The sequence below is a fragment of the Kitasatospora sp. NPDC096147 genome, from assembly GCF_044763225.1.
GTDB lineage: Bacteria > Actinomycetota > Actinomycetes > Streptomycetales > Streptomycetaceae > Kitasatospora.
The window spans coordinates 67,845-89,433 of sequence record NZ_JBIWFX010000024.1; the positions used below are offsets into that span (position 1 = coordinate 67,845).

19 protein-coding genes are annotated in these 21,589 nt (G+C 74.3%); 8 read left to right on the plus strand and 11 right to left on the minus strand.

The window, feature by feature from the left end; translation table 11 throughout:
- Positions 1-2: 2 nt before the first annotated feature.
- From ACIRBX_RS37560 to ACIRBX_RS37575, 4 genes are all read right to left on the minus strand, one after another.
- Positions 3-890 (minus strand): glutamate ABC transporter substrate-binding protein, encoded by an 888-nt coding sequence (locus ACIRBX_RS37560; protein ID WP_402304780.1) that lies wholly within the window; start codon positions 888-890, stop codon positions 3-5.
- A gap of 13 nt (positions 891-903) precedes the next feature.
- Positions 904-1,632: an amino acid ABC transporter ATP-binding protein gene (locus ACIRBX_RS37565; RefSeq protein ID WP_402304836.1), complete on the minus strand. Its 729-nt coding sequence runs from the start codon at positions 1,630-1,632 to the stop codon at positions 904-906.
- A 23-nt stretch (positions 1,633-1,655) separates the two neighbouring features.
- Complete coding sequence (locus ACIRBX_RS37570) at positions 1,656-1,898, minus strand: LapA family protein (protein WP_402304782.1); 243 nt, start codon at positions 1,896-1,898, stop codon at positions 1,656-1,658.
- 79 nt (positions 1,899-1,977) lie between these two features.
- Complete coding sequence (locus ACIRBX_RS37575; RefSeq protein ID WP_402304785.1) at positions 1,978-2,178, minus strand: hypothetical protein; 201 nt, start codon at positions 2,176-2,178, stop codon at positions 1,978-1,980.
- 208 nt (positions 2,179-2,386) lie between these two features.
- On the opposite strand from ACIRBX_RS37575, the gene ACIRBX_RS37580 reads away from it, so the two are divergent.
- Positions 2,387-4,588 (plus strand): hypothetical protein, encoded by a 2,202-nt coding sequence (locus tag ACIRBX_RS37580; RefSeq protein WP_402304787.1) that lies wholly within the window; start codon positions 2,387-2,389, stop codon positions 4,586-4,588.
- Positions 4,589-4,606: 18 nt separating this feature from the next.
- Here ACIRBX_RS37580 and ACIRBX_RS37585 read toward each other — a convergent pair whose 3' ends face one another.
- Positions 4,607-6,379 carry an ABC transporter ATP-binding protein gene (locus ACIRBX_RS37585; protein ID WP_402304789.1) on the minus strand — a complete coding sequence of 591 codons (1,773 nt, stop codon included), beginning with the start codon at positions 6,377-6,379 and terminating at the stop codon, positions 4,607-4,609.
- Positions 6,376-8,181 carry an ABC transporter ATP-binding protein gene (locus tag ACIRBX_RS37590; RefSeq protein ID WP_402304792.1) on the minus strand — a complete coding sequence of 602 codons (1,806 nt, stop codon included), beginning with the start codon at positions 8,179-8,181 and terminating at the stop codon, positions 6,376-6,378. The genes ACIRBX_RS37585 and ACIRBX_RS37590 overlap by 4 nt, the downstream gene beginning before the upstream one ends.
- Before the next feature lie 348 nt (positions 8,182-8,529).
- Between ACIRBX_RS37590 and ACIRBX_RS37595 the strand changes: the two genes are divergently transcribed.
- Positions 8,530-9,387, plus strand: coding sequence for an aldo/keto reductase (locus tag ACIRBX_RS37595; RefSeq protein ID WP_402304794.1), 858 nt, complete (start codon positions 8,530-8,532; stop codon positions 9,385-9,387).
- A 170-nt stretch (positions 9,388-9,557) separates the two neighbouring features.
- Here the strand turns inward: ACIRBX_RS37595 and ACIRBX_RS37600 are convergent, their stop codons facing one another.
- Positions 9,558-10,382, minus strand: a complete 825-nt coding sequence (locus ACIRBX_RS37600) for a MarR family winged helix-turn-helix transcriptional regulator (RefSeq protein ID WP_402304796.1) — start codon at positions 10,380-10,382, stop codon at positions 9,558-9,560.
- 466 nt (positions 10,383-10,848) lie between these two features.
- Between ACIRBX_RS37600 and fabG the strand changes: the two genes are divergently transcribed.
- From fabG to ACIRBX_RS37615, 3 genes are all read left to right on the plus strand, one after another.
- The gene (gene fabG / locus ACIRBX_RS37605) at positions 10,849-11,613 is read left to right on the plus strand and encodes a 3-oxoacyl-ACP reductase FabG (RefSeq protein ID WP_402304797.1); all 765 of its coding nucleotides are present in this window, start codon (positions 10,849-10,851) and stop codon (positions 11,611-11,613) included.
- Positions 11,614-11,734: 121 nt separating this feature from the next.
- Positions 11,735-11,929: a hypothetical protein gene (locus ACIRBX_RS37610; protein ID WP_402304800.1), complete on the plus strand. Its 195-nt coding sequence runs from the start codon at positions 11,735-11,737 to the stop codon at positions 11,927-11,929.
- A 323-nt stretch (positions 11,930-12,252) separates the two neighbouring features.
- Positions 12,253-13,023 carry a phosphatase PAP2 family protein gene (locus ACIRBX_RS37615; RefSeq protein ID WP_402304803.1) on the plus strand — a complete coding sequence of 257 codons (771 nt, stop codon included), beginning with the start codon at positions 12,253-12,255 and terminating at the stop codon, positions 13,021-13,023.
- Here ACIRBX_RS37615 and ACIRBX_RS37620 read toward each other — a convergent pair.
- Positions 12,974-13,153 carry an I78 family peptidase inhibitor gene (locus ACIRBX_RS37620; RefSeq protein ID WP_402304805.1) on the minus strand — a complete coding sequence of 60 codons (180 nt, stop codon included), beginning with the start codon at positions 13,151-13,153 and terminating at the stop codon, positions 12,974-12,976. The two genes, ACIRBX_RS37615 and ACIRBX_RS37620, sit on opposite strands and share 50 nt — an antisense overlap.
- Before the next feature lie 63 nt (positions 13,154-13,216).
- Between ACIRBX_RS37620 and ACIRBX_RS37625 the strand changes: the two genes are divergently transcribed.
- Positions 13,217-13,492, plus strand: a complete 276-nt coding sequence (locus ACIRBX_RS37625; RefSeq protein WP_402304807.1) for a DUF6343 family protein — start codon at positions 13,217-13,219, stop codon at positions 13,490-13,492.
- A 46-nt stretch (positions 13,493-13,538) separates the two neighbouring features.
- On the opposite strand, the gene ACIRBX_RS37630 is transcribed toward ACIRBX_RS37625, so the two are convergent.
- Complete coding sequence (locus tag ACIRBX_RS37630; RefSeq protein ID WP_402304810.1) at positions 13,539-17,606, minus strand: molybdopterin-dependent oxidoreductase; 4,068 nt, start codon at positions 17,604-17,606, stop codon at positions 13,539-13,541.
- A 177-nt stretch (positions 17,607-17,783) separates the two neighbouring features.
- Between ACIRBX_RS37630 and ACIRBX_RS37635 the strand changes: the two genes are divergently transcribed.
- Together ACIRBX_RS37635 and hemC are read left to right on the plus strand one after the other, a co-directional pair.
- A complete protein-coding gene (locus ACIRBX_RS37635; RefSeq protein WP_402304812.1) occupies positions 17,784-18,188 on the plus strand; it encodes a LysR family transcriptional regulator substrate-binding protein in 405 nt (134 codons plus the stop codon).
- A gap of 234 nt (positions 18,189-18,422) precedes the next feature.
- A complete protein-coding gene (gene hemC / locus ACIRBX_RS37640) occupies positions 18,423-19,358 on the plus strand; it encodes a hydroxymethylbilane synthase (RefSeq protein ID WP_402304813.1) in 936 nt (311 codons plus the stop codon).
- A gap of 60 nt (positions 19,359-19,418) precedes the next feature.
- Here the strand turns inward: hemC and ACIRBX_RS37645 are convergent, their stop codons facing one another.
- Positions 19,419-20,006: an HD domain-containing protein gene (locus tag ACIRBX_RS37645; RefSeq protein WP_402304816.1), complete on the minus strand. Its 588-nt coding sequence runs from the start codon at positions 20,004-20,006 to the stop codon at positions 19,419-19,421.
- A 63-nt stretch (positions 20,007-20,069) separates the two neighbouring features.
- Positions 20,070-21,539 (minus strand): pentapeptide repeat-containing protein, encoded by a 1,470-nt coding sequence (locus ACIRBX_RS37650; protein WP_402304817.1) that lies wholly within the window; start codon positions 21,537-21,539, stop codon positions 20,070-20,072.
- Positions 21,540-21,589: the final 50 nt, after the last annotated feature.

The window sequence follows — 21,589 nt, forward strand, 5'->3', positions numbered from 1 at the left end:
CGTCAGTACCGGTCGATGGGCGGCGGCGTCGGCGCCGGTACCCCGGACAGTCCGAGGGTGGCGTCGTACGCCTTCTTCCAGTCGCCGTTCTCCTCGTGGTGCCGGAGCGCGTCGTTGATCGCGGCCCGCAGCACGGTGTCGTTCCTCGGCGTGCCGATGCCGTACGGCTCCTTGGAGAACGGCTGCCCGACCAGCTTCAGCTCGTCCGGCACCTTGGCCGCGTAGCCCATCAGGATGGTGTCGTCGGTGGTCACCGCGTCCACCTGAGCGGTGATCAGGTTGTCCACGCAGGCCGAGTAGGTGTCGTAGCCGACCAGGGTGGCCTGCGGGTAGTCCTTCTGGATCCGCTGGTACGGGGTGGAGCCGGCCGCTGAGCAGACCTTCTTGCCGGCCAGGCTCTGCGGCCCGGTGATGTCCTTCTCCTGCTGACGGACCAGCAGGCCCTGGCCCGCGATGTAGTACGGGCCCGCGAAGCCGACCAGCTTCTTGCGGTTGTCGTTGATGGTGTAGGTGCCGACGTAGTAGTCCACCTGGCCGTTCTGCAGCGCCGTCTCGCGGTTGGCCGAGGCGATGGTGCGGAACTGGATCTGCCCGGGGGCGAAGCCGAGGTCGGCCGCCACCATCTTGGCGATCTCGATGTCGAAGCCCGAGTACTCGCCGGTGGCCGGGTTCTTCTGCCCCAGGTACGGCTGGTCCTCCTTGGCCCCGACCACCAGCCGGCCCCGGCTGCGGGCCGCGTCCAGGGTCGGCGAGCCCTGCACCGCGTCGGCGCTGCCCACCTGGTAGCTGGGCAGCGCGCTCGGCTGCGGGCCCTTGGGGGGCGGGGTGCCGGGCTTGCCGCAGGCGGCGGCCGTGAGCAGCAGCACCGCAACGACCGTGAGCCGTCTCATCGCTGACCGCCCCTCAGTGCTTGAGGATCTTGGAGAGGAAGTCCTTCGCCCGGTCCGTCTCCGGGGCGGCGAAGAAGTCCTCCGGCGCGCGGTCCTCCAGGATCTGCCCGTCCGCCATGAAGACCACCCGGTGGGCCGCGCTGCGGGCGAAGCCCATCTCGTGGGTCACCACCACCATCGTCATGCCCTCGTCGGCGAGGCCCTTCATCACGTCCAGCACCTCGTTGATCATCTCCGGGTCGAGGGCGGAGGTCGGCTCGTCGAACAGCAGCGCCTTCGGGTCCATCGCCAACGCCCTTGCGATGGCGACGCGTTGCTGCTGCCCGCCGGAGAGCTGGGCCGGGTACTTGTCCGCCTGCGCGGCCAGCCCGACCCGGTCCAGCAGGGCCCGGGCCTTGGCCTCGGCCTCCGCCTTGGCGCGCTTCCTGACCTTCACCTGGGCCAGCACCACGTTCTGCAGCACCGTCTTGTGCGCGAAGAGGTTGAAGGACTGGAACACCATGCCGACCTCGGCCCGCAGCTTCGCCAGTCCCTTGCCCTCCTCGGGCAGCGGCACCCCGTCGATGGTGATCGTGCCGGACTCGATCTGCTCCAGCCGGTTGACCGCGCGGCAGAGCGTCGACTTGCCCGACCCGGACGGCCCGATCACCACCACCACCTCGCCCCGGCCGACCGTGAGGTCGATCTCCTGGAGCACGTGCAGGGCGCCGAAGTGCTTGTTGACCCCGCGCAGTTCGATCAGCGGGGTGAACGCGGCCGTCCCGCTCACTTCGAGCGCCGCCCCTTGAGCAGCCAGCCCAGCGCCCCGCCCGCGATCAGCGTCGCCAGCAGCGCGATCCACAGCGGCGCGGTCACCGTGAACACCCAGAACTGGATCTTCACCTTGTCCAGGTTCGCCAGCAGGAACCACACCGCCAGCACCACGATCGCCCCGATCGCGATCGCCCGCGTGGGGATCCCCGCGATCTCGCCGCGCTTGCCCGACCCATCACCCGTTGTCTTGGTCACCGGTCGAGCATGCGCCCGCCCCGGCGGAGCCCCGCCGCACCACTCCGACGATCGCACCGACACCATCCGTACGGCCCAGTCAGCCGAGCACCTCGGCCAGCACGGACACCCCCGCCAGCACGAGCGTGACGGTCCCGGCGAACGCCACCGCTCCGGCCCGCACCGCCGCCGCCCGCCCCGCCCCCTCCAGCCGGGCCAGCTTGGCCGCGCCCGCCGCCACCAGCAGGGCGAACAGCAGCACCACGGCGGTGGCGAGCAGGACGAGGGCGGTACGCGGCACCGGGGCTCCCGAGGGTCGGCGGACAGTGCTCCGACCCTCCCGCACCGCCCGGGTGTTGCGGGAGCGGAGACGCGTCCCCGGTGCCGGAGCACTGTTGACAATGCGCCGGGAACAGCTCCGGCGGGCTGCGCCCGGCTGGACAATCATGGCGGGGAACGGCCGGCACCGGGCCCTGACGGACGGTCAACGAGGCGGCAAGGACAGCACGGTGGCGATCGAAGAACCGGTGGGGAACCCACCCGCCCTGCGGACCGACGCGTCCTTCGGAGCACGGCAGGCCCTCGCGACGCAGCTCCGGCCGCTGTTCGCCTCGCTCAACCAGTCCTACCGCGCCTACGGGAAGCGGCGTCACCTCACCTCCTCCGCGCTGTGCCGGTACCTCAACGGCGACCGGGTGCCGCCGGTCGAGTTCCTCACCGGTCTGTTCGAGGACCTGGCGGCGGACGGCCGCCCGGTCAGCCCGGCCGACCGGGACAGGCTGCTCGGGCTGCGCGACCGGCTCCTGCGCACCGGCAGTGCGGTCCAGCAGCTGGAGTCCCAACTGGCGGAGTGCCGGAAGGAGTTGTCCGACTGCCTCCAGGACCAGGACGCCCTGGTCCGGGAGCTCGCGTGCCAGGAGTCCGTCCTGCGGTCCCTGGAGGAGCGCTACCGGACGATCCGCTCGGACCGGGCCCGGACCCGGGACGAGGACTACCTGCGGGTCGAGCGGGAGCGCGACGCGCTCCGCCGGCAGGTCGACCAGCTGCGGGAGGAGCTGCTGCGCGAGCGGGCCTGGGCACTGCGGACGGAGGAGCAGTGCCGGCACCTGGTCTGGCGGTTGCGGTTCGCCTCCGGCCCGGCCCGGCGCAGCGGGGACCTGGCCAGCCTGCTGAACGACATGGACCACGTCCCGGTCGGCGAGCTGGCGGGCCTGGTCGCCCGGACCCAGCGGCGGCACGAAACGCTGGCCACCGAGCTGATCCGGGCCGCCAGCCGCACCAGGACGGTGGCGGACACCGTGGCGCTCTTCGCCGCCCTCGACGAGGCGGGCACTCCGCAGAAGGCCGAGGCGGCCGTCCCGGACGCCCTGCGGGACCGTGAACTGCCCGAGGTGGTCGAACTGCTGACGAGGCTCCACCGGCACCGGCTGGACGGCTGCGTCGCGGTGGCCCTGGACACCGTCGCACTGACCCGTCCCGGTGCCTTCGTCCACCAGGTCGTGGCACGGCTGGACTCCGGGGCCCGAAGCTCCCGGCTCGGCCCCGCCCTGGTCACCGAGGCCGCGACCCGCCTGCGGGTGCCCGAACTCGCGGCCCTGCTGGCCGCACTCGCCGGCGACGACCGGCTCCCCGGCGCGGCCGAGCGGTGCGTCGACCACGCCGCGCGCACCCGCTGGGTCCACGAGCAGGTGGAGGTGACGGTGCTCCTGAACCGGAGCGGCTCCGCCCCACTGGCCGAACGGCTCGTCACCGGCGTCATCCAGCACCGGTCCCCGCTGCACGCGGCGAACGTCCTGGACGAGCTGTCCCGGCGCGGGCTCGATCCGCTGGCCGGCCGGGCCGTCGACCGGCTGATCAGGTCCGAGGTGGCGAGCCACGTGGTCCGGGCCCTGGCCGCCATGCCGCACGGCACCCGCGACCACCGGCTGCGGCTGCTCCGGCAGCGCTGCGCGGCCTCGCACCCGCCCGCCGAGGCCGCCGCGATCGCCGAACTGCTCCACTCCCTCAACCTCTCGGGGCAGGCCGCCGAACTGGCCGGCGCCTTCCTCTGGCACCGGTCCGCCGAGGACGTCCGGGAGTTCGCCGCCGAGCTGCGCGGCACCCGCAGCGGCCGGCTGGTCCAGCTGCTCTCGCTGGCCACCGCCGGCCGGCCACTGACCGACCTGGTCGAGGTGGCCGACCGGCTGGCGGAGGTCGGACTGCCGGAGTCGGGCACCGCGCTGCTCGCCTGGGCCGCCGGGAACCGCAGCACCGACGACGCCCTCGCCCTGCTGATCCGGTCCGTGGACGACCCCGACGGCGCCCCGGAGCTGACCGCGTCCGCCGCACTCCGGCCACGGCAGTCGGTCGCGGAACTCCTGGACGCCCTGCGCCGACGGGGCTGGGACGGACCGGCCGAAGCGCTGCTGGCGGCCATCGACCGGAGCGAGCCGAGCGCTCTGAAGTCCGTGCACCAGGCCATCAACCGCCGGAGGCCGCCCGGTGGAGGCCCGGACTCCCGAGCCGTCCCGACCGCGCCCGGCGAGGCCGACCAGCCGAACGGAGTGGCCCTGCTCCGTCATGAACTGGCCAGGACCAGGGAGGAGTTGACCAGGGCGCGGCGTCGCGCCGACGCGGAGGAGCGGCGCCGGAAGGCCGCCGAGGACCTGGTGCGGAAGCTGCGCCGGAACCCGACGGCCCCGCTCGGCGAGGGCGCCGGGCGGGGCCGCTGACGAGCCGCTGACCGGGCGTCAGCCCTCGTCGCGCCAGGACCGCCAGAGCGCCGCGTACGGGCCGCCGGCCGAGACCAGGGCGTCGTGCGGGCCGTACTCGCTGATCCGGCCGCGCTCCACCACGGCGATCACGTCGGCGTCGTGCGCGGTGTGCAGCCGGTGGGCGATGGCGATCACGGTGCGGCCGGCCAGCACCCGGGAGAGCGAGCGCTCCAGGTGGCGGGCGGCGCGCGGGTCGAGCAGGGAGGTGGCCTCGTCCAGGACCAGGGTGTGCGGGTCGGCCAGCACCAGGCGGGCCAGGGCGAGCTGCTGGGCCTGTGGCGGCGTGAGGGCCAGGCCGCCCGAGCCGACCTCGGTGTCCAGTCCTTCGGGGAGCGCCTCGGCCCACTCGTCGGCGTCGACGGCGGCCAGCGCGGCCCGCAGCTCGGTGTCGTCCGCCTCGGCGCGGGCCAGCCGGAGGTTGTCCCGGAGGGTGCCGACGAAGACGTGGTGCTCCTGGTTGACCAGGGCGACCTCGGCCCGGACCCGCTCGGCGGGCATCCGGGCCAGCGCGGCCCCGCCCAGGGTGACGCTGCCGCGCCCGGGGGCGTAGATCCCGGCCAGCAGCCGGCCCAGGGTGGACTTGCCGGCCCCGGACGGGCCGACCAGGGCGACCCGGCTGCCGGGGGCGACGTCCAGGCTGATGCCGTGCAGCACGTCGGAGCCCTCGCGGTAGCCGAACCGGACCTCGGTGGCGGCCACCTGACGGCCCGCCGGGCGGATCGCGGCGTCGGTGTCCGGGTCGGCCACCTCGCGGACGCCGACCAGCCGGGCCAGCGAGGCCTGGCCGACCTGGAGCTCGTCGTACCAGCGCAGGATCAGGTCGACCGGGGTGGTCAGGGCCTGGGCGTAGAGCACGCCGGTGGTCAGCTGACCGACCGTCAGCCAGCCGCGCAGCACGAACCAGCCGCCCAGCGCGAGCGTCCCGATGATGACGATCGCGTAGGAGGCCGAGACGGTCGGGAACCAGACCGAGCGCAGCCACAGGGTGTACCGCTCCCAGGCCTGCCACTCGTGGATCTTGCGGTCCGCCAGCTCGACCCGGCGGGTGCCGAGCCGCAGCGACTCGACGGTGCGGCCGGCGTCCACCGTCTCGGCGAGCACCGTGTTGACCGCCGCGTAGCCGGCCGACTCGGCGCGGTAGGACTGCGGGGCGCGGCGGAAGTACCAGCGCGAGGTGGACAGCAGCAGCGGCAGCGCGACGGCCACCGAGACGGCCAGCAGCGGGGAGGTGAGCACCAGGGCGCCGAGCACCAGCACCACCGAGACCACCGCCACCGCCAGCTCGGGCACCGCCTCGCGGACCGACTTGGAGAGCCGGTCCACGTCGGTGGTGCCGCGCGAGACCAGGTCGCCCGTCCCGGCCCGCTCCAGCACGCCCGGCGGCAGGGCCACCGAACGCACCAGGAAGTCCTCCCGCAGGTCGGCCAGCACCTCCTCCCCCAGCATCCCGCCGCGCAGCCGGGACCAGCCGATGAAGGCGGACTGCAGCACCAGCGCGGCCAGGTACCAGCCGACGGCGGACAGCACCCGGCCCTCGGTGGTGCCCGCGCTGAGGTCCTCGACCAGCGAGCCGAGCACCCAGGGCCCGACCAGTCCGGCCAGCGTGGCGACCGTGTGCAGGCCCACCACCGCGCCGAAGCCGCCCCGGTGACGGCGCGCCAGATGGCGGACGTAGGCCCGGACGGTGGCGGGGGTGGCGACCGGCAGGACCGTCGCCGGGCCCTGCTCCTGGATCAGGGGCGGCTTCACACGGTCTCCTCGACGGCGTCGGCGGCGACGAGGCGCACGGCGGCCTCGTCGTCCTCTCGGGTCACCACGGCACGGTAGGCCGGGGCGGTGCGCAGCAGTTCGCGGTGGCGGCCGGTGGCGGTCACCCGGCCGTCCTCGACCAGCACCACGGTGTCGGCCTGGTCCAGCAGCAGCGGACTGGTGGCCAGCACCACCGTGGTGCGGCCCTCCCGGACGGCCCGCAGGCCGCCCGCGATCCGGGACTCGGTGTGCGCGTCCACCGCGCTGGTCGGCTCGTCCAGCACCAGCACCGGCGGATCGACCACCAGGGCCCGGGCCAGCGCCAACCGTTGGCGCTGGCCGCCGGAGAGCGACCGGCCGCGCTCGGTGATGCCGGCCCGCATCGGATCGCCGCCCGCCTCGGGCGAGCCGTCCACCAGGGCGTCCAGCACGTCCTCGGCCTGGGCGGCGCGGACCGCCTCCTCGGCACCGACCCGACCGGAGGCGGGCACCGCGAGCAGCTCGGCCAGCGTGCCGGAGAGCAGCACCGGCTCCTTGTCGTGGACCAGCACGGCGGCCCGGGCCCCGGCCAGCGGGACGGCGTCCAGCTCGACGCCGCCGAGCCGCACCGAGGGCGGCGGGCTCTCGTCCTCGGCCAGCGGCACGTGGCCGCCGAGCCGGGCGGCCAGCGAGCCGGCCGTCTCCGGGTCGCCGCAGACCACGGCGGTCAGCCGCCCGGCCCGGGCGGTCAGGCCGGTGACCGGGTCGTGCAGGTCGGCCCGCTCGGGAGCGGCGGGCAGCTCGGCGGTGAGCACCGCCTCGGCGGAGGTGCGGCGCAGCGCCAGCACCCGGGTGGCCCGGCCGGCCGAGACCCGGGCCACGCTCCAGGCGTGCGCGGCCTCGCCGAGGATGCGCAGCGGGGCGCCCAGGAAGGCGGTGGCGCCGTAGACCGCGACCAGCTCGCCGACGGTGATCCGGCCCTCGGCGGCCAGCTCGACCCCGTACCAGGTGACCCCGACCACGAACAGGCCGGGCAGCAGCACCTGCTGGGCCTGCATCAGCGACCAGACCCGGGCGGCCCGCACGGCGGCGCCGCGCACCTGCTGGGAGGCCTCGCGGTAGCGGGCCAGGAAGAGCTCCTCGCCGCCGATGCCGCGCAGCACCCGCAGGCCGGCGACGGTGTCGGCGGCCAACTCGGTGGCCTTGCCGCCGAGCCTGCGCTGCTCGTCGTAGCGCCGCTCGAACGGGCCGAGCAGCGGCAGCACCGAGAGCGCCAGCACCGGGACGCCGAGCAGCACGGCGGCGCCCAGCAGCGGCTGGCGCACCAGCACCACCAGGCTGACGGTCAGCCAGACCAGCACGGCGGAGCGGACCCGGGCGACCAGCTCGACGTACCAGCCGATCTTCTCCACGTCGCCGCTGCTGACCGCGACGATCTCGCCGGTGGCGATCCGGCGGGACAGGCCGGCGCCCAGCGCGCTGGCCTGACGGGCCACCAGTTGGCGGGTCTGGGCGGCGGCGGTGATCCAGTTCCACACCGCCTGACGGTGCAGCAGCACGCTGCCGGCCGCCTGCAGGGTGGTGAGGAGGACGGCGAGCGCCCCCGCCCACCAGAGTGCGCCGGTGTCGCCGTCGACCACGGCCTGGATGCCGAGGCCGAGCGCGACCGGGAGGGCGGCCATCGCGCCCATCTCCACGGTGCCCCAGAGGGTGGCGAGCCAGCTGCCCCGCCGCTGGCTGCGTTGCAGCCAGCGCAGGAAGGCCAGCGGGGAGTGCAGGTCCGGACGGCCGGGATCGGCCAGCGGGAGGGTGGTGAGCGGCATGACGCTCCTGCGGTGGTGCGGGCGGGGGAGGTGGGGGGCGCGCCGGGCCCGGACGGTCCGGGGGCGGCGGGCGGGGCTGGACATCCGTCACGAGGTCACGGCCATCGAGCGTGCCGGGGTCCGTGCGCGGGCCGCAACCGTTTTTCCGGTCGCGCCGCCCGTCCGACCGGGGCGGACGCCGGGGCGGACGGGTGCGGGCCGGGGCCGGCCCGGGGCCGGAGGGACGGCCGGGGCGGGTGCGCAGGAAGTTCGGACGAATTCGCCCAGGTCGGGAACAAGTGGCGTGGACCACCAGTTGGCACCTTGTCGGCAACGCACGTCCGTACGACCTGGAGGGCACCCCTTCCCGTGAGCACCATCCCGAGCATCACCCTCAACAACGGCCGCTCGATCCCCCAGCTCGGCTTCGGCGTCTGGCAGGTCGAGGACGACCAGGCCACCGCCGCCGTGGCCACCGCGATCGAGGCCGGCTACCGCTCGATCGACACCGCCGCGATCTACGAGAACGAGGCCGGCACCGGCAAGGCGATCGCGGCCTCCGACGTCGCCCGCGAGGACCTGTACGTCACCACCAAGCTGTGGAACTCGGGCACCGTCGACTGGTCCGGCGAGCAGGGCCGCGAGCGGGTGGAGCGGGCCTTCGAGGAGTCGCTCACCAAGCTCGGCCTGGACCACGTGGACCTCTACCTGATCCACTGGCCGCGCCCGATGCACGGCGACAGCTTCCTGAACATCTGGACGGTCTTCGAGAAGCTGGCCGCCGACGGCCGGGCCCGCTCGGTCGGCGTCTCCAACTTCGGCCCGGAGCAGCTGGACAAGCTGCGCGAGCGCAGCGCGCTGGTGCCGGTGCTGAACCAGGTGGAGCTGCACCCGCACTTCCCGCAGCACGAGTTGCGCGCCTACCACGCCGAGCACGGCATCGCCACGGAGGCCTGGAGCCCGCTCGGCCAGGGCAAGGCCCTGCTCGCCGAGCCGGCCCTGGCGAAGGTGGCCGAGAAGCACGGCCGCACCGTCGCCCAGGTGGTGCTCCGCTGGCACCTGCAGAGCGGGATCATCGCGATCCCGAAGTCGGTCACCCCGTCCCGGATCCGGGAGAACCTCGACGTGGCCGGCTTCGAGCTGGACGCCGAGGACCTGGCCGCGATCGCCTCGGTCGAGACCGGCGAGCGCCTCGGCCCGGACCCGCAGCAGTTCGACTGGAACTGACGCCGGCCCGGCACTGAGAGCCGATCGGCCACCGCCCTCTGCGGATAGGGCGGTGGCCGATCGGGCAGGCGTCCCGGAAACCCCTCCGGAGAAGCCTTGGCAGAGAATTCCTGCGCCTCGGTGCTCCCGGCAAAATCGTTCCTGCCAGGTCCTCGGCGACTGATGAATCGTTACAGCCGGGCCGCCTTGGCGAGCAGCGCCATGGCGGGCGCGTGCTCGTGCTGCTCCAGCGGGGCGAGCAGCAGCTCCTGCACCGCGCGGACCCCCGCCGAGGAGCGGTGGAGCAGCTCCTGGCCGGCCGGGGAGAGCGAGAGCAGGTTGCGCCGCCCGTCCAGCGGGTCCCGGCGGCGGAGCACCAGACCGCGCCGGACCAGCCGGCTGACCATCTCGGCCATGGTCGCCTTGTCCAACGACGCCAGCTCGCCGACGGTGCGCTGGTCGGCGCCCGGCTCGGTCTCCAGCGCGTCCAGCACCGCGTACTGCGGCGCCGTCAGGTCGGAGCCGACCTGGTCGGACCAGAGCTTGGTGTGCACCTGCTGCGCCACCCTGATCAGGTAGCCGACGGCGCGCTGCGCGTCCAGCAGGGGCCTGGCGTCGGTCATCGCCGCCACCGCAGCGGGCTCCAGTCGGGCGATGCGGGCCATCACCCGGACCAGTTCCAGCTGCTCGTCGGGCGTCAGCGGCTCGAAGAGCGTCCGCTGCACGCGGACCACGCCGCCGGTGGCCTCGCGGACCACCTGGGCGCCGTTCTGCGAGAGCGCCAGCAGCTTGCGGCGGCCGTCCGCGGGATCGCGGCGGCGCAGGACCAGACCGCGCCGGACCAGCCGGGCGACCATCTCGGCCATCGTGGCCTTGTCGAGCGAGGCACGCTCGCCGACGGTGCGCTGGTCCGCTCCCGGTTCGAGCGCCAGCACGAGCAGCACGGCGAACTGAGGCGCCGTCAACTCGTTGCCGACATGCTCGGACCAGAGGCGGGTGTGCACCTGCTGGGCCACGCGAATGAGGTGTCCGGGCGACTGCTGCAGTCGGCCGGGCACGCGGGTTGTCGGGATCTCCCCCAGCACCATGAAATCCGTCCCGATGTCACACCCGGTGTGTGTGGGACACCCGGGTGGGCAGTAACGGCGAGTGAGCGACCCGCTGTGAGGGTGAGCGCGCCAGCCGTGCAGCCGGTGGCTGCTGGCGCACACTATACAAACGGTCGGCCAGAACTGGCAGGCTGGGGCCAGGAGTAGATGTTTGTTCGGCAGAGTTGGCATATTTCCGCCAGGTGTCGCGCACACGCCGAACGGGCCTCCACGGCTCCGAACATGAGCCATCCTCACCCTGCGTCACCTGCGGCTCTGCCCTCTGGTCAGCATTCCTACCGGTCGGTAATCTTGCGCCCACAACGCCCGTCCGAACGTTCGGCGGCGTCGATGGCGTTCTCCCGTCACCCCCGAGAGAGAGACGAGTACGAACATGACCGAGCAGAGCACCCCCCGCGTCGCGGTGGTCACCGGAGCCGCGCGCGGGATCGGCGCGGCCACCGCCGAGCGGCTCGCCGCCGACGGCTACGCGGTCGCGGTGGTCGACCTGACCGAGGAGGCCGGGAAGGAGACCGCCGGGCGGATCACCGCGGCCGGCGGCCGGGCCCTCGCGGTCGGCGCGGACGTCTCGGACGCGGCCCAGGTGGCGGCGGCCGTGGAGCGGATCGCCACCGAGCTCGGCGCCCCCGTGGTGCTGGTCAACAACGCCGGCGTGCTGCGCGACAACCTGCTGTTCAAGATGTCCGAATCCGACTGGGACACCGTCATGGACGTCCACCTCAAGGGCGCCTTCCTGATGTCCCGGGCCTGCCAGAAGCACATGGTGGACGCCGGCTTCGGACGGATCGTCAACCTCTCCTCCTCCTCGGCCCAGGGCAACCGGGGGCAGGCCAACTACTCCGCCGCCAAGGCCGGGATGCAGGGCTTCACCAAGACCCTGGCGATCGAGCTCGGCAAGTTCGGCATCACCGCCAACGCGGTCGCCCCCGGCTTCATCGCCACCGAGATGACCGCCGCCACGGCGGCCCGGGTCGGCATGGAGTTCGAGGCCTTCAAGGCCGCCGCCGCGACCCAGATCCCGGTCGCCCGGGTGGGACTGCCGGAGGACGTCGCCAACACCATCTCCTTCCTCGCCGCCGAGGCGGCCGGCTTCGTCTCCGGCCAGGTCATCTACGTCGCGGGCGGCCCGCTGGACTGACCGGCCGGCGGGCGCCGGGCCGTCCGTTCGCGCCGGCCCGGCGGCGGGGGCAGACTCGGGGCACGGGTGCCGGTGCGCACCCCCTTCCGGACCCCGGTCCGAGGACCCTGGAGGCAGCACGATGACGAACCCCGCAGGCGACGCCGACTCCATGCCCACGCCCGACCGGCTGCTGCACACCGGCGCCGAGCACCCGGTCGACCCCGAGGACCTGGTGATGGCCTCCGGCCGGACCCCCACCCCCGCCCTGATCGAGCGGGCCCGGCGCCAGCTGGAGCTGGAGGGGGCCGCCGCCGTAGAGCGGCTCACCCCCTGACCACTCCTTACATACAGCAGTCCCCGCCGCACCCCGCGAGGAGCGGCACCGCACCTCCCGTCAGGCCCCGCACACCCTGCGGGGCCTGACGGCTTCCCGGGTCCCGCACGGGGAGCGCTCCCAGCGGAAATGGGGTGACTGCGACGAGCGGGGGGCTGCTAAGTTCCTCTGCAACCGATGTCCGAACAACTCGGTTGACACCGGTCGGCCGACCCTGGTTCGGGCCCGGTACGGCGGCCGTTTCCGCAGGACCCCCACCCTGCGGAAGCGGCCGTTCCGCACGGATGCCGGATTGTCCGGTTCCGTCCCGGTACTGTCGGGCCGTGCCCGCCTCCGACCGACCCACCGTCAGCCCGCCGCCCCTGATGAGCCGGGGCCACCTCGCACTGACCGTGCTGGTCGCCCTGCTCTACCTGCTGGTGGTGCTGGCGGTGGTGTTCGACACCTCGCTGGTGCGGCTGGACTGGTGGCTCAAACAGCTGCGCCCGTACAAGCGGTGGCCCGGCGTGCTGGACTTCCTGGACCTGTGGGTGGTGGCCGGCCAGCGCGGCCCCTCCGCCGTGGCGGCCTGCGCCTGGCTGGGCTGGCGGTGCGTCAGACGGCGCACGGTCCGACCGCTGCTGGTGATGGCGGGGGCGCTGCTGCTGCTCAACATCACGGTGGGCAGCGTGAAGATCCTCACCGGTCGGCTCGGCCCGCACTACGCGCACTACCTGGACAGCCCCGAGCTCTTCCTCGGCGGCACCATCTTCCCCTCCGGGCACACCGCCAACTCGGTGGTGACCTGGGGCGTGCTGGCCTACCTCGCGGTGCGATGGCAACGGACCGGCGTGGTGCTGGCCGCGGTGGTCGCCGCCTCGGTCGGCCTGACCACCGTCTACCTGGGCACCCACTGGCTCTCCGACGTACTGGCCGGCTGGGCCGCCGGGGCGCTGGTCCTGCTCGCCCTCCCGGCCCTCGAACCGCTGGTCACCGCGGTGGACCGCAGGATCACCGACCTCTGGCGCGCCGCCCCGGCCCGCCCCGCGGCCGGTCCGGCCCCGGTCAGCCCTGCCAGCAGCGCTCCACCAGACCGTCCCGCACCTGAAGGTTGAGCCGGTCCTCCCGGTACTCCAGGGTGATCAACGCCCCCGGCGCCAGCACCCGCACCGTCCGCCACCCCTGCTCGGCGGCCAGCCGCTCGGCCGCCTCCCGGGTCAGCCCGGTGTACGCGTCCTCGTCCATCCCGTTATCCCTCTCCCCTCGCGGGTACATGCCGATGGTAGGGGCGGGAGAGGCGGTGGAGCGATGCGTCGGACCAGCACTCCGCACGAGTGGCGCAGCGGCAGCGAGCCGCTGACCGCCCGCAGCGATCTCAGGCTGCGCCTCCTGCTCTCCGTCCTCTTCACTCCGCTGTTCGCCCTGATGACGGCCGGTTTCGCCCTCTGGTCGGCGGCCAACGGCCCCGGCGACGTCCCGAGCCCGGCGAGCCTGCGCACCTTCGCCGTGGTCTGCGGGGTGCTCACCCTGCTGGCCGCCGTCGACCTGGCGGTGGTGGTCCGGCGGCGCCGGACGGAGCGTTAGGGGATGGAGCGTCAGGGGCCGTCCCCTCGGTGCCGCCCCCGGCCGGTCAGTAGACGTCCCGGGAGTAGCGGCCGTCGGCGGCCAGCTGCTTGAGGTGGCGTTCGGCCTCCGCCCCGGTGAGGCCGCCGTGGGTGACGGCGATCTCCTGGAGGGTGCGGTCGACGTCCTTGGCCATCCGGGTGGCGTCACCGCAGACGTAGAGGTGGGCGCCGTCCTGGAGCCAGCGCCAGAGCTGGGCGCCGTGCTCGCGCATCCGGTCCTGCACGTAGACCTTGGCGCGCTGGTCGCGGGAGAAGGCCAGGTCGAGGCGGGAGAGGGTGCCGGAGCGGTAGAGGTCGTCGAGCTCGTCGCGGTAGTAGAAGTCGGTGTCCCGGCGCTGCTCGCCGAAGAACAGCCAGTTGCGGCCCAGGTGCCCGAGGGCGCGGCGCTGCTCCAGGAAGCCGAGGAAGGGGGCGATGCCGGTGCCGGGGCCGATCATCACGGTGTGGGTGGCGGACTCGGTGGGCGGGCGGAAGTGCGGGGCGCGCTGGACGAAGACCGGCACGGACAGGCCCGCACCGGCACCGGCCGCCGGGTCGGCGTCGGCCAGGAAGGTGGAGGCCACCCCCTTGCGGGGGCGGCCGGTCGGGCCCTCGTAGCGGAGCACCGAGACGGTGACGCTGACCAGCTGCGGGTCGGTGAGCGGGCTGGACGAGATGGAGTAGAGCCGGGGCTGGAGGCGGCGGAGGGTGTCGGTCCACTCCTGGGCGGTCAGCTTGAGCGGGTGCTCGGCCAGCAGGTCGGCCGCCTGGCGTCCCCAACTCCAGCGCGCCAGACCGTCCTTGTTGTCGGGGCGGAGCAGCGCGCGCAGCTCCCGGTCCCTGGTCCGCTCGGCGGCCAGCCGGAGCAGGTCGGGGGTCAGTCGGGTGATGTCCAGGTGACGGCTCAGCGCCTCGGCGAAGCCGAGCTCGCCGAGGCCGTCCAGGGTGACGGCGGCCTCGGGGTGGTGGCCGGTGAGGGTGAGCCACTCCTCCACCAGGGACGGGCAGTTGACCGGGCGGACACCGAGTGCGTCGCCGGCCTCGTAGGCGGGGCCGTCCTCGCCGAGGTCGAAGGTGAAGCGGCGCACCTCCTTGGCGGCGCCGGGCAGGCTGAGCAGCCGGTTGCCGACCAGCCGGGCCGGGTGCTCGCGGCGCTTGGCGGTGCTCGGCGCGGCGGCCTTGGCGCTGCCCAGCGCCTCCACCGCGCGGGCCGACCAGTCGGTGGCCCGCTGCTCCTGGCCGGGCTCGCAGTCGGTGCGGGGCAGCAGCCGCTCGGCGCCCAGCTCGGCCAGCCGCTCGTCCAGCCGGCGGCCGTGGGCGCAGAAGTCGGCGTAGCTGGAGTCGCCGAAGGCCAGCACGGCGTACCGGGTGCCGGCCAGCCGGGGCGCGTCCTCGGCGCTGAGCCACTGCCAGAAGGCCGCTCCGTTGTCCGGCGCGTCCCCGTCGCCGAAGGTGCTGCTGACCACCAACAGGTCGGCGCCTCCAGCGAGTTCGGCGGGCGTGCAGTCGGCCATGGCGAGCACCCGGGCGGACCGCCCGGCGGCGGCGAGCCGGGCCCCGAGAGCGGCGGCGGCCTCCTCGGCCGTCCCGGTCTGGGAGGCCCAGAGCACCAGCACCTGCCCGCCCTCGCCCGCTGCGGGGACGGTCCGGGAGTACATCCCGGCCAGCAGCCCGTCCACCCAGCGGGCGGTGGCGGCGGCCAGCGGCGCCTGCGCGGGCAGCACCGGCACGCCGTGGCCGGGCGGGGCGGCGGTGATCCCGGCCAAGTAGCCGGACAGGTAGCTGCGCTCCTCCTCGGTCAGGGCCGGCGGGGCCAGCTCTCCCAGGCCGAGGGCAGTGGCCAACAGCGGTACGGTGAGCGGAAGTTCGGCGGGAAGCTCGACGGCGGCGAGGGCCGTCGGGCCGGGAGCGGCAGCCGGGGCCGGGCTGACGGCCGCCGCGACCCTGGTCAGCCGGACCGCGCAGGCCTTGAACTCGGGCTGGAAGGAGACCGGGTCGACGGCGTCGTTGGTCACGGCGTTGACGCTCAGGTACTCGCCGTACAGATCGTTCCAGTGGAACGGGGCGAAGCAACTCCCGGGCAGCACGCGGTCGGTGACCCGGGCGGGCAGTACTGCCCGGCCCCGCCGGGAGGCGATCTCCACCTGATCGCCCTCCGCGATCCCCAGCTCCGCCGCGTCCTCGGGGTGCAGCTCGGCGAACGGGCCCGGGTCCAGCCGGTTGAGCTTGGCCACCTTGCCGGTCTTGGTGAGGGTGTGCCACTGGTGCTGCACCCGGCCGGTGGTGAGGGTGAACGGGTGCTCGGCGTCCGGGAGTTCCGCGGGCGGCAGGTGCGGCCGGGCGAAGAACCGGGCCCGACCGGTGGGGGTCGGGAAGGCCAGTGCGGGGCGGCTGCCGTCCGGGTGCTCCAGCAGGGCCTGGCTGACGCCGTCGTTGCGGTAGCGGATCGGGTTGCGGTCCGGCCCGCCGGGCGCGGCCGGCCACTGCACCGGGCCGCCGCGCAGCCGCGCGTGGTCCACCCCGCGCAGGTCCCAGCCGGTGGCCGGGTTCCAGAAGCGGGTGAGCTCCTCGAAGACCTCGGCCGCGCTCGCGTACGTGAAGCCCTCGGCGTAGCCCATGGCGCAGGCCACCCGGGCGATCAACTGCCAGTCGGGGAGTGCCTCCCCGGGCGCGTCCAGCACACCGGGCACCAGGGTCAGGCAGCGCTCGGAGTTCACCTGCACGCCGTCCGACTCGGCCCACAGGGTGGCGGGCAGGGTGAGGTCGGCGTACGCGTTGGTCTCGGTCTCGGCGAACACGTCCTGGGTGATCACCAGGTCGGCCGCCTCCAGGCCCCGGATCACGGTGGCCCGGTTCGCCACCGAGGCGACCGGGTTGGTGCAGATGATCCAGCACGCCTTGACGGCGCCGTCCGCCATCCGTTCGAACAGCTCCACCGTGCCCTTGCCGACCTCGGTGCGCAGGCTGCCCTCGGGGATCCCCCAGACCCGCTCGGTGAACGCGCGCTCCTCGGGGACCAGCACGGAGCGCTGGCCGGGCAGGCCGGGCCCCATGTAGCCCATCTCCCGGCCGCCCATCGCGTTCGGCTGCCCGGTGAGCGAGAACGGGCCGCTGCCCGGACGGCAGATCGCGCCGGTGGCCAGGTGCAGGTTGACCAGGGCGTTGGTGTTCCAGGTGCCGTGGGTGGACTGGTTGAGGCCCATGGTCCAGCAGCTGGTCCAGTCGGCCGCCGCGCCGATCCACTCGGCGGCGGTGCGCAGCTCGACCTCCGGTATCCCGGTGAGCGCGGAGACGGCGGCCGGGGTGTAGTCGGCCAGGAACTCCGGCAGTGCCTCCCAGCCCTCGGTGTGCTCGGCGATGAAGGCGGGGTCGGTGGCGCCGTTCTCGACCAGCAGGTGGAGCAGCCCGTTCAGCAGGGCCAGGTCGGTGCCGGGGCGGACCTGGAGGAAGAGGCCGGCCTTCTCGGCGGTCGGGGTGCGACGCGGGTCCACCACGATCAGCTTCGCCCCGGCCTTGACCCGCTCCATCATCCGCAGGAACAGGATCGGGTGACAGTCCGCCATGTTGGACCCGATCACCAGGAACAGGTCGGCCCGGTCCAGGTCCTCGTACGAGCCGGGTGGGCCGTCGGCTCCCAGCGAGAGCTTGTAGCCGCTGCCGGCACTGGCCATGCAGAGCCGGGAGTTGGACTCGATGTTGTTGGTCCGCCAGTAGCCCTTGGCCAGCTTGTTGGCCAGGTACTGGGCCTCGATCGACATCTGGCCGGAGACGTAGAGCGAGAGCGCGTCCGGCCCGTGCTCGTCCAGCACCGCCCGCAGCCGCCGCGCCGCCTCGGCGATCGCGGCGTCCACCGCCAGCTCGGCGGGCGGCGCGCCGCGCTCGGCCCGGGCCAGCGCGGTGCCCAGCCGCCCCGGGGCGGCGAACAGTTCGGCGTGGGTGGCGCCCTTGGTGCAGAGCCGTCCGGCGTTGGCCGGGTGCTCCTTGTCCCCGGTGGCCTTGGCGGCGGTGGTCCGCCCGTCCGGGCCGGTGGTCAGGTCGAGCACGATGCCGCAGCCGACGCCGCAGTACGAGCAGGCGGTCCGTACCTGGTTCACGCTGCGACCCTTCCTCCGACGGCTCCTGACCGATCACCGTAGGCAGGCCCTGTTGCGGGCAGATCACGGGGGTCGTCGCCGACGGGTTACGCGCCGCGCACCCGGGTTCTCCCCGGCTGTGAGCAGCACCGACTGACCAACCGCCCCTCCGGGTGCTCCCGGTTCCGCGTCCCGCTGGTGCCGGTCGGCGAGCCGCTGCCGATCGGCACCGGCGGGACGGCGGCCGACTCGGTCGAGCGCGTCCTGGTGGTGGACCCGGAATGCGCCTCCCAGGAGGGGCTGCTGCACCGCCTGCGCCGGGAGCACGGCCTCGACCCGGCCGTCCTGGAGACCGGCTCCACCCGGGGCTCGCTGAGCATGGCGCAGGCCGGACTCGGCGTCGCGATGGTCCCCGAGAGCGCCGTCAGCGGAGGCGGCCTGGCCGATGAGGGCCTCTCGGTGCTGCCCTGGCTGCCCCGGGCCGAGACCTACGCGCAGGCACTGTGGGCCGACGGCACCGGGCTGTCGCCCGCCGTCGCAGCCTTCTTCGACCTCATCCGGCAGGCCCCGGGCACCGCCGCCCGGCAGGCCGTCCGGGTCTGACAACCCGGCCGTCCGGGTCCGACCGAGGGGTGTCCGGGTCCGACCGACGGGCCGCCTAGGCCTGGCCGTCGGGCCGTCCGGAGGGCCGCCCGGGCCTGGCCGTCGGGCTCGGTCCCGGTCTGACCGGCAGCCCGGCCGGAGGGGCCGGCCGGCTCCTCCGGCACACCTGACGGACACCCGGCCGCCCGTCGCGCGGCGTCCGGGATCTTGCTGCTAACGAACTATCATCCCTCCATGCCTGCTGCCGAGTTGATCCGCATCGTGTCCCGCTCCTCCCCGATGGCACTCGCCCAGGTCGAACGGGTCCGGGCCGAACTGGCCACCCTGCACCCCGGCCTGCGCACCGAGGTGGTGCCCGTCACCACCTCGGGCGACCGCTGGATGGGTGACCTCGCCAAGCTCGGCGGCAAGGGCGCCTTCACCAAGGAGGTCGACGCCGCACTGCTGGCCGGCGAGGCCGACCTCGCCGTGCACTGCCTGAAGGACGTCCCGGCCGACCGCCCGCTCCCGGCCGGGACGGTCTTCGCGGCCTACCTGCGCCGCGACGACATCCGCGACGCGGTGGTCCAGCCGGCCGGCCTGACGCTGGACCAGCTCCCGCCCGGCGCCCGGATCGGCACCTCCTCCGTCCGCCGGGTGGCCCAGCTCGCCGCCACCCACCCGCACCTGGAGTGCCTGCCGATCCGCGGCAACGCCAACAGCCGGCTCGCCAAGCTGGAGGCCGGCGAGTACGACGCCCTGCTGCTCGCCGTCTCCGGCCTGGAGCGGATCGGCGAGACCGGCCGGATCACCGAGGTGCTGACGGTCGAGGCGATGTGTCCGCCGATCGGGGCCGGGGTGCTGGCCCTCCAGTGCCGCGAGGACGACCACCGGACCATCGAGACCGTGGCCGGCCTCGCCGACCACGCCACCTGGCGGGAGGCCACCGCCGAGCGGATGTTCCTGCACGTCCTCCAGGGCCACTGCAACTCGCCCATCGCCGGCTACGCCAAGGCCGAGCCGGACGGCCGCCTCTCGCTGCGCGGCCGGGTGTTCTCCCCCGACGGCAAGCAGATCCTGGACGCCCACGAGTGGGCCGGCTCCCTCACCCCGGAGGACCTCGGCACCGCCACCGCCCTGGCCCTCAAGCGGCAGGGCGCCTCCGACCTGATCGCCGCCATCCCGCACTGACACCCGCCGGGACCGGGGCACGACCAGCGGCCGTCCGGCAACCCACCCCCTGACGACCGGTCAGGCCGGGAACGCCCCCTGGAACGCGAGCCGCTCCTCCGCCCCGTCCCCGAGCGCTGTGAGCAGCTCGTCCAGGGCCAGGTACTCCTCCCACCGCTCCCGGCCGCTCGCCACCACCAGCCGCTCCAGCAGCAGGTCTTCGAGCTCCGGCAGCCGCTTGTTCTTCCACACCTTGTCGGCCGTGCTCACCAGCAGCTCCTCCAGCGAGGTCCCGGGCAGCGTCCAACTCGCGTGGGTGGCCGCGAACCGGGCCAGGTCCGGGGCCGTGCCGTGTGCCAGCAGCAGCTCCCGCCCGGCCTCCTCGTGCAGCGAGCCCGGCCCGGAGAGCTCGGCCGGGTGCCGGATCTTCCCGATGTCGTGGGTGGCGGCCCCGAACAGCACGGCCTCCCGGTCGACGGCCAGCCCCGGGTGCCACCGCTCCAGCCACTCCACCAACCGGTGGGCCACGTCGTGCACCGCCCGCAGGTGCGCGGCCAGCCGGGGCGGGGCGTCCAGCTCCAGCAGCAGCGCGGCCACCTCAGCGGGCAGCGGGCGCAGCGGCGGTTCACCGGAAGCGGTCAGGGCACGCGAGAGCAGCGGGGAGGCCATCCGCCTGACCCTACCGGCCCGGCAGGCCGGACCTGACGGAGTGTCCGCCGTCCCCCGCCCGCGTCAGCACCGGTCCATCGCATCCAGGTCGGCGCTCGCCAATGAGCCGATCGGCGGTTGCCCCGCCCACTCCGCCGCCGTCCGGATCGGTACGCCGCCGTTCCCGATCAGCGCGATCCCGCCCTCCCGGAAGAACTGCCCGCCCCGCTCGAAGAACAGCAGCAGCGGCTCGAACGGGTCCTCGGCCACGCCGACCGCCCGCCACCGGCCCAACTCCGCCCAGCGGGCGGCGTTCCGGCACAGCCGGGCGACCAGCGGGCCGAGCGCACGGTCCTCCGTCAGCTCCGCCAGCCGGGCCTCGTGCGCCGCGTCCAACCGTACCGCCGGGTCCAGGTGCTGCACCGGGTCGACCGCCGGCCACGGCCTCCCGACCCCGTTGGCGACCGCCCAACTCCCCATCCGCCGCAGGTACTCGGCGAAAAGTCCGGCCCTCGAACCCTCGTGCCGCACCCGCAGGTCCTCGTCGTGCCACCGGACCGCCGCCAGTCGGTCCAGCAGCCTGGTCACCGGATCGGGCGCCGCCCAGTCCGCCGGTCTACGCCGGGGGATCATCACCGTCCACAGGTCGATCCAGTGGCCTTCGGTGGCGAGCCCGCCACCCAGCTCGAAGCAGCGGACCAGCGGCTCGTACGGATCCTCCAACGGCGGCCTCGGCACGGCCGACAGCTCCGTCATCGCGGCCCACCGGACGGCGGCCCGGCTCACCGCGCACGCACTCGGCAACCCCACGGTGTCGGACAGGTACTCCTCGAACGGCACCCGCACCTCCTCCGGGACCTCCACCGTCGGATCGACCAACTCCACCAGGTCCAGGAACGGCCAGTCCCCCACCGCCACCCCGGACCACTCCACCCAGAGCGCCGCCCGCCGCAGGTACTCCTTCACCAGCACCGCGCGGGTCTCCGCCTCGGCCACCGCCCGCCGCTGGTCCCGCCAGTCCACCGCCCGCAGCCGCGCCGCCATCGCCGCAGCCGCCACCGAGGCCGGCCGGCCCGCCATCGGCCGCTTCGGCGGGATCACCTGCACCCGCCCGCCGCGTGCCGCGATCCACCGCTCCAACTCCGCACCGCCCAGCTCCACTTGGCCGTCCTCCCGCACCAGGGTCACCGGCCCGAAGACCGTCCCCGTGAGCCCGTCGAGCACGGTCGCCCCGTCCACCAGCACCTTGAACGAGTTCTCGTGGAGCACCGCCCCCGAGAGGTCCGCACCCCGCAGGTCCGTCTCCAGCAGCCCCGCCCCCAGGATCAGCGCCCCTCGGAAGCTCGCCCCCGACGCGTCCACCGCGTACAGCGAAGCCGCCGTCAACTCCGCCCCGTCCAGCCGCGCCCCGCGCAGCACCGCCTCGTCCAACTCGGCCTTCACCAGGCAGGCCCCCGTCAGATCGGCCCCGGAGAAGTCCTCCCCCTCCAGATACGCCCGGTAGAAGTCCGCCCCACGCAGATCCGCGCCCCGGTAGCCGTTCCCTTCAACCAACGTGATCCCGCCAACTCCTCGCCTGCACCAGGGCGGCGGCGAGACTGCTC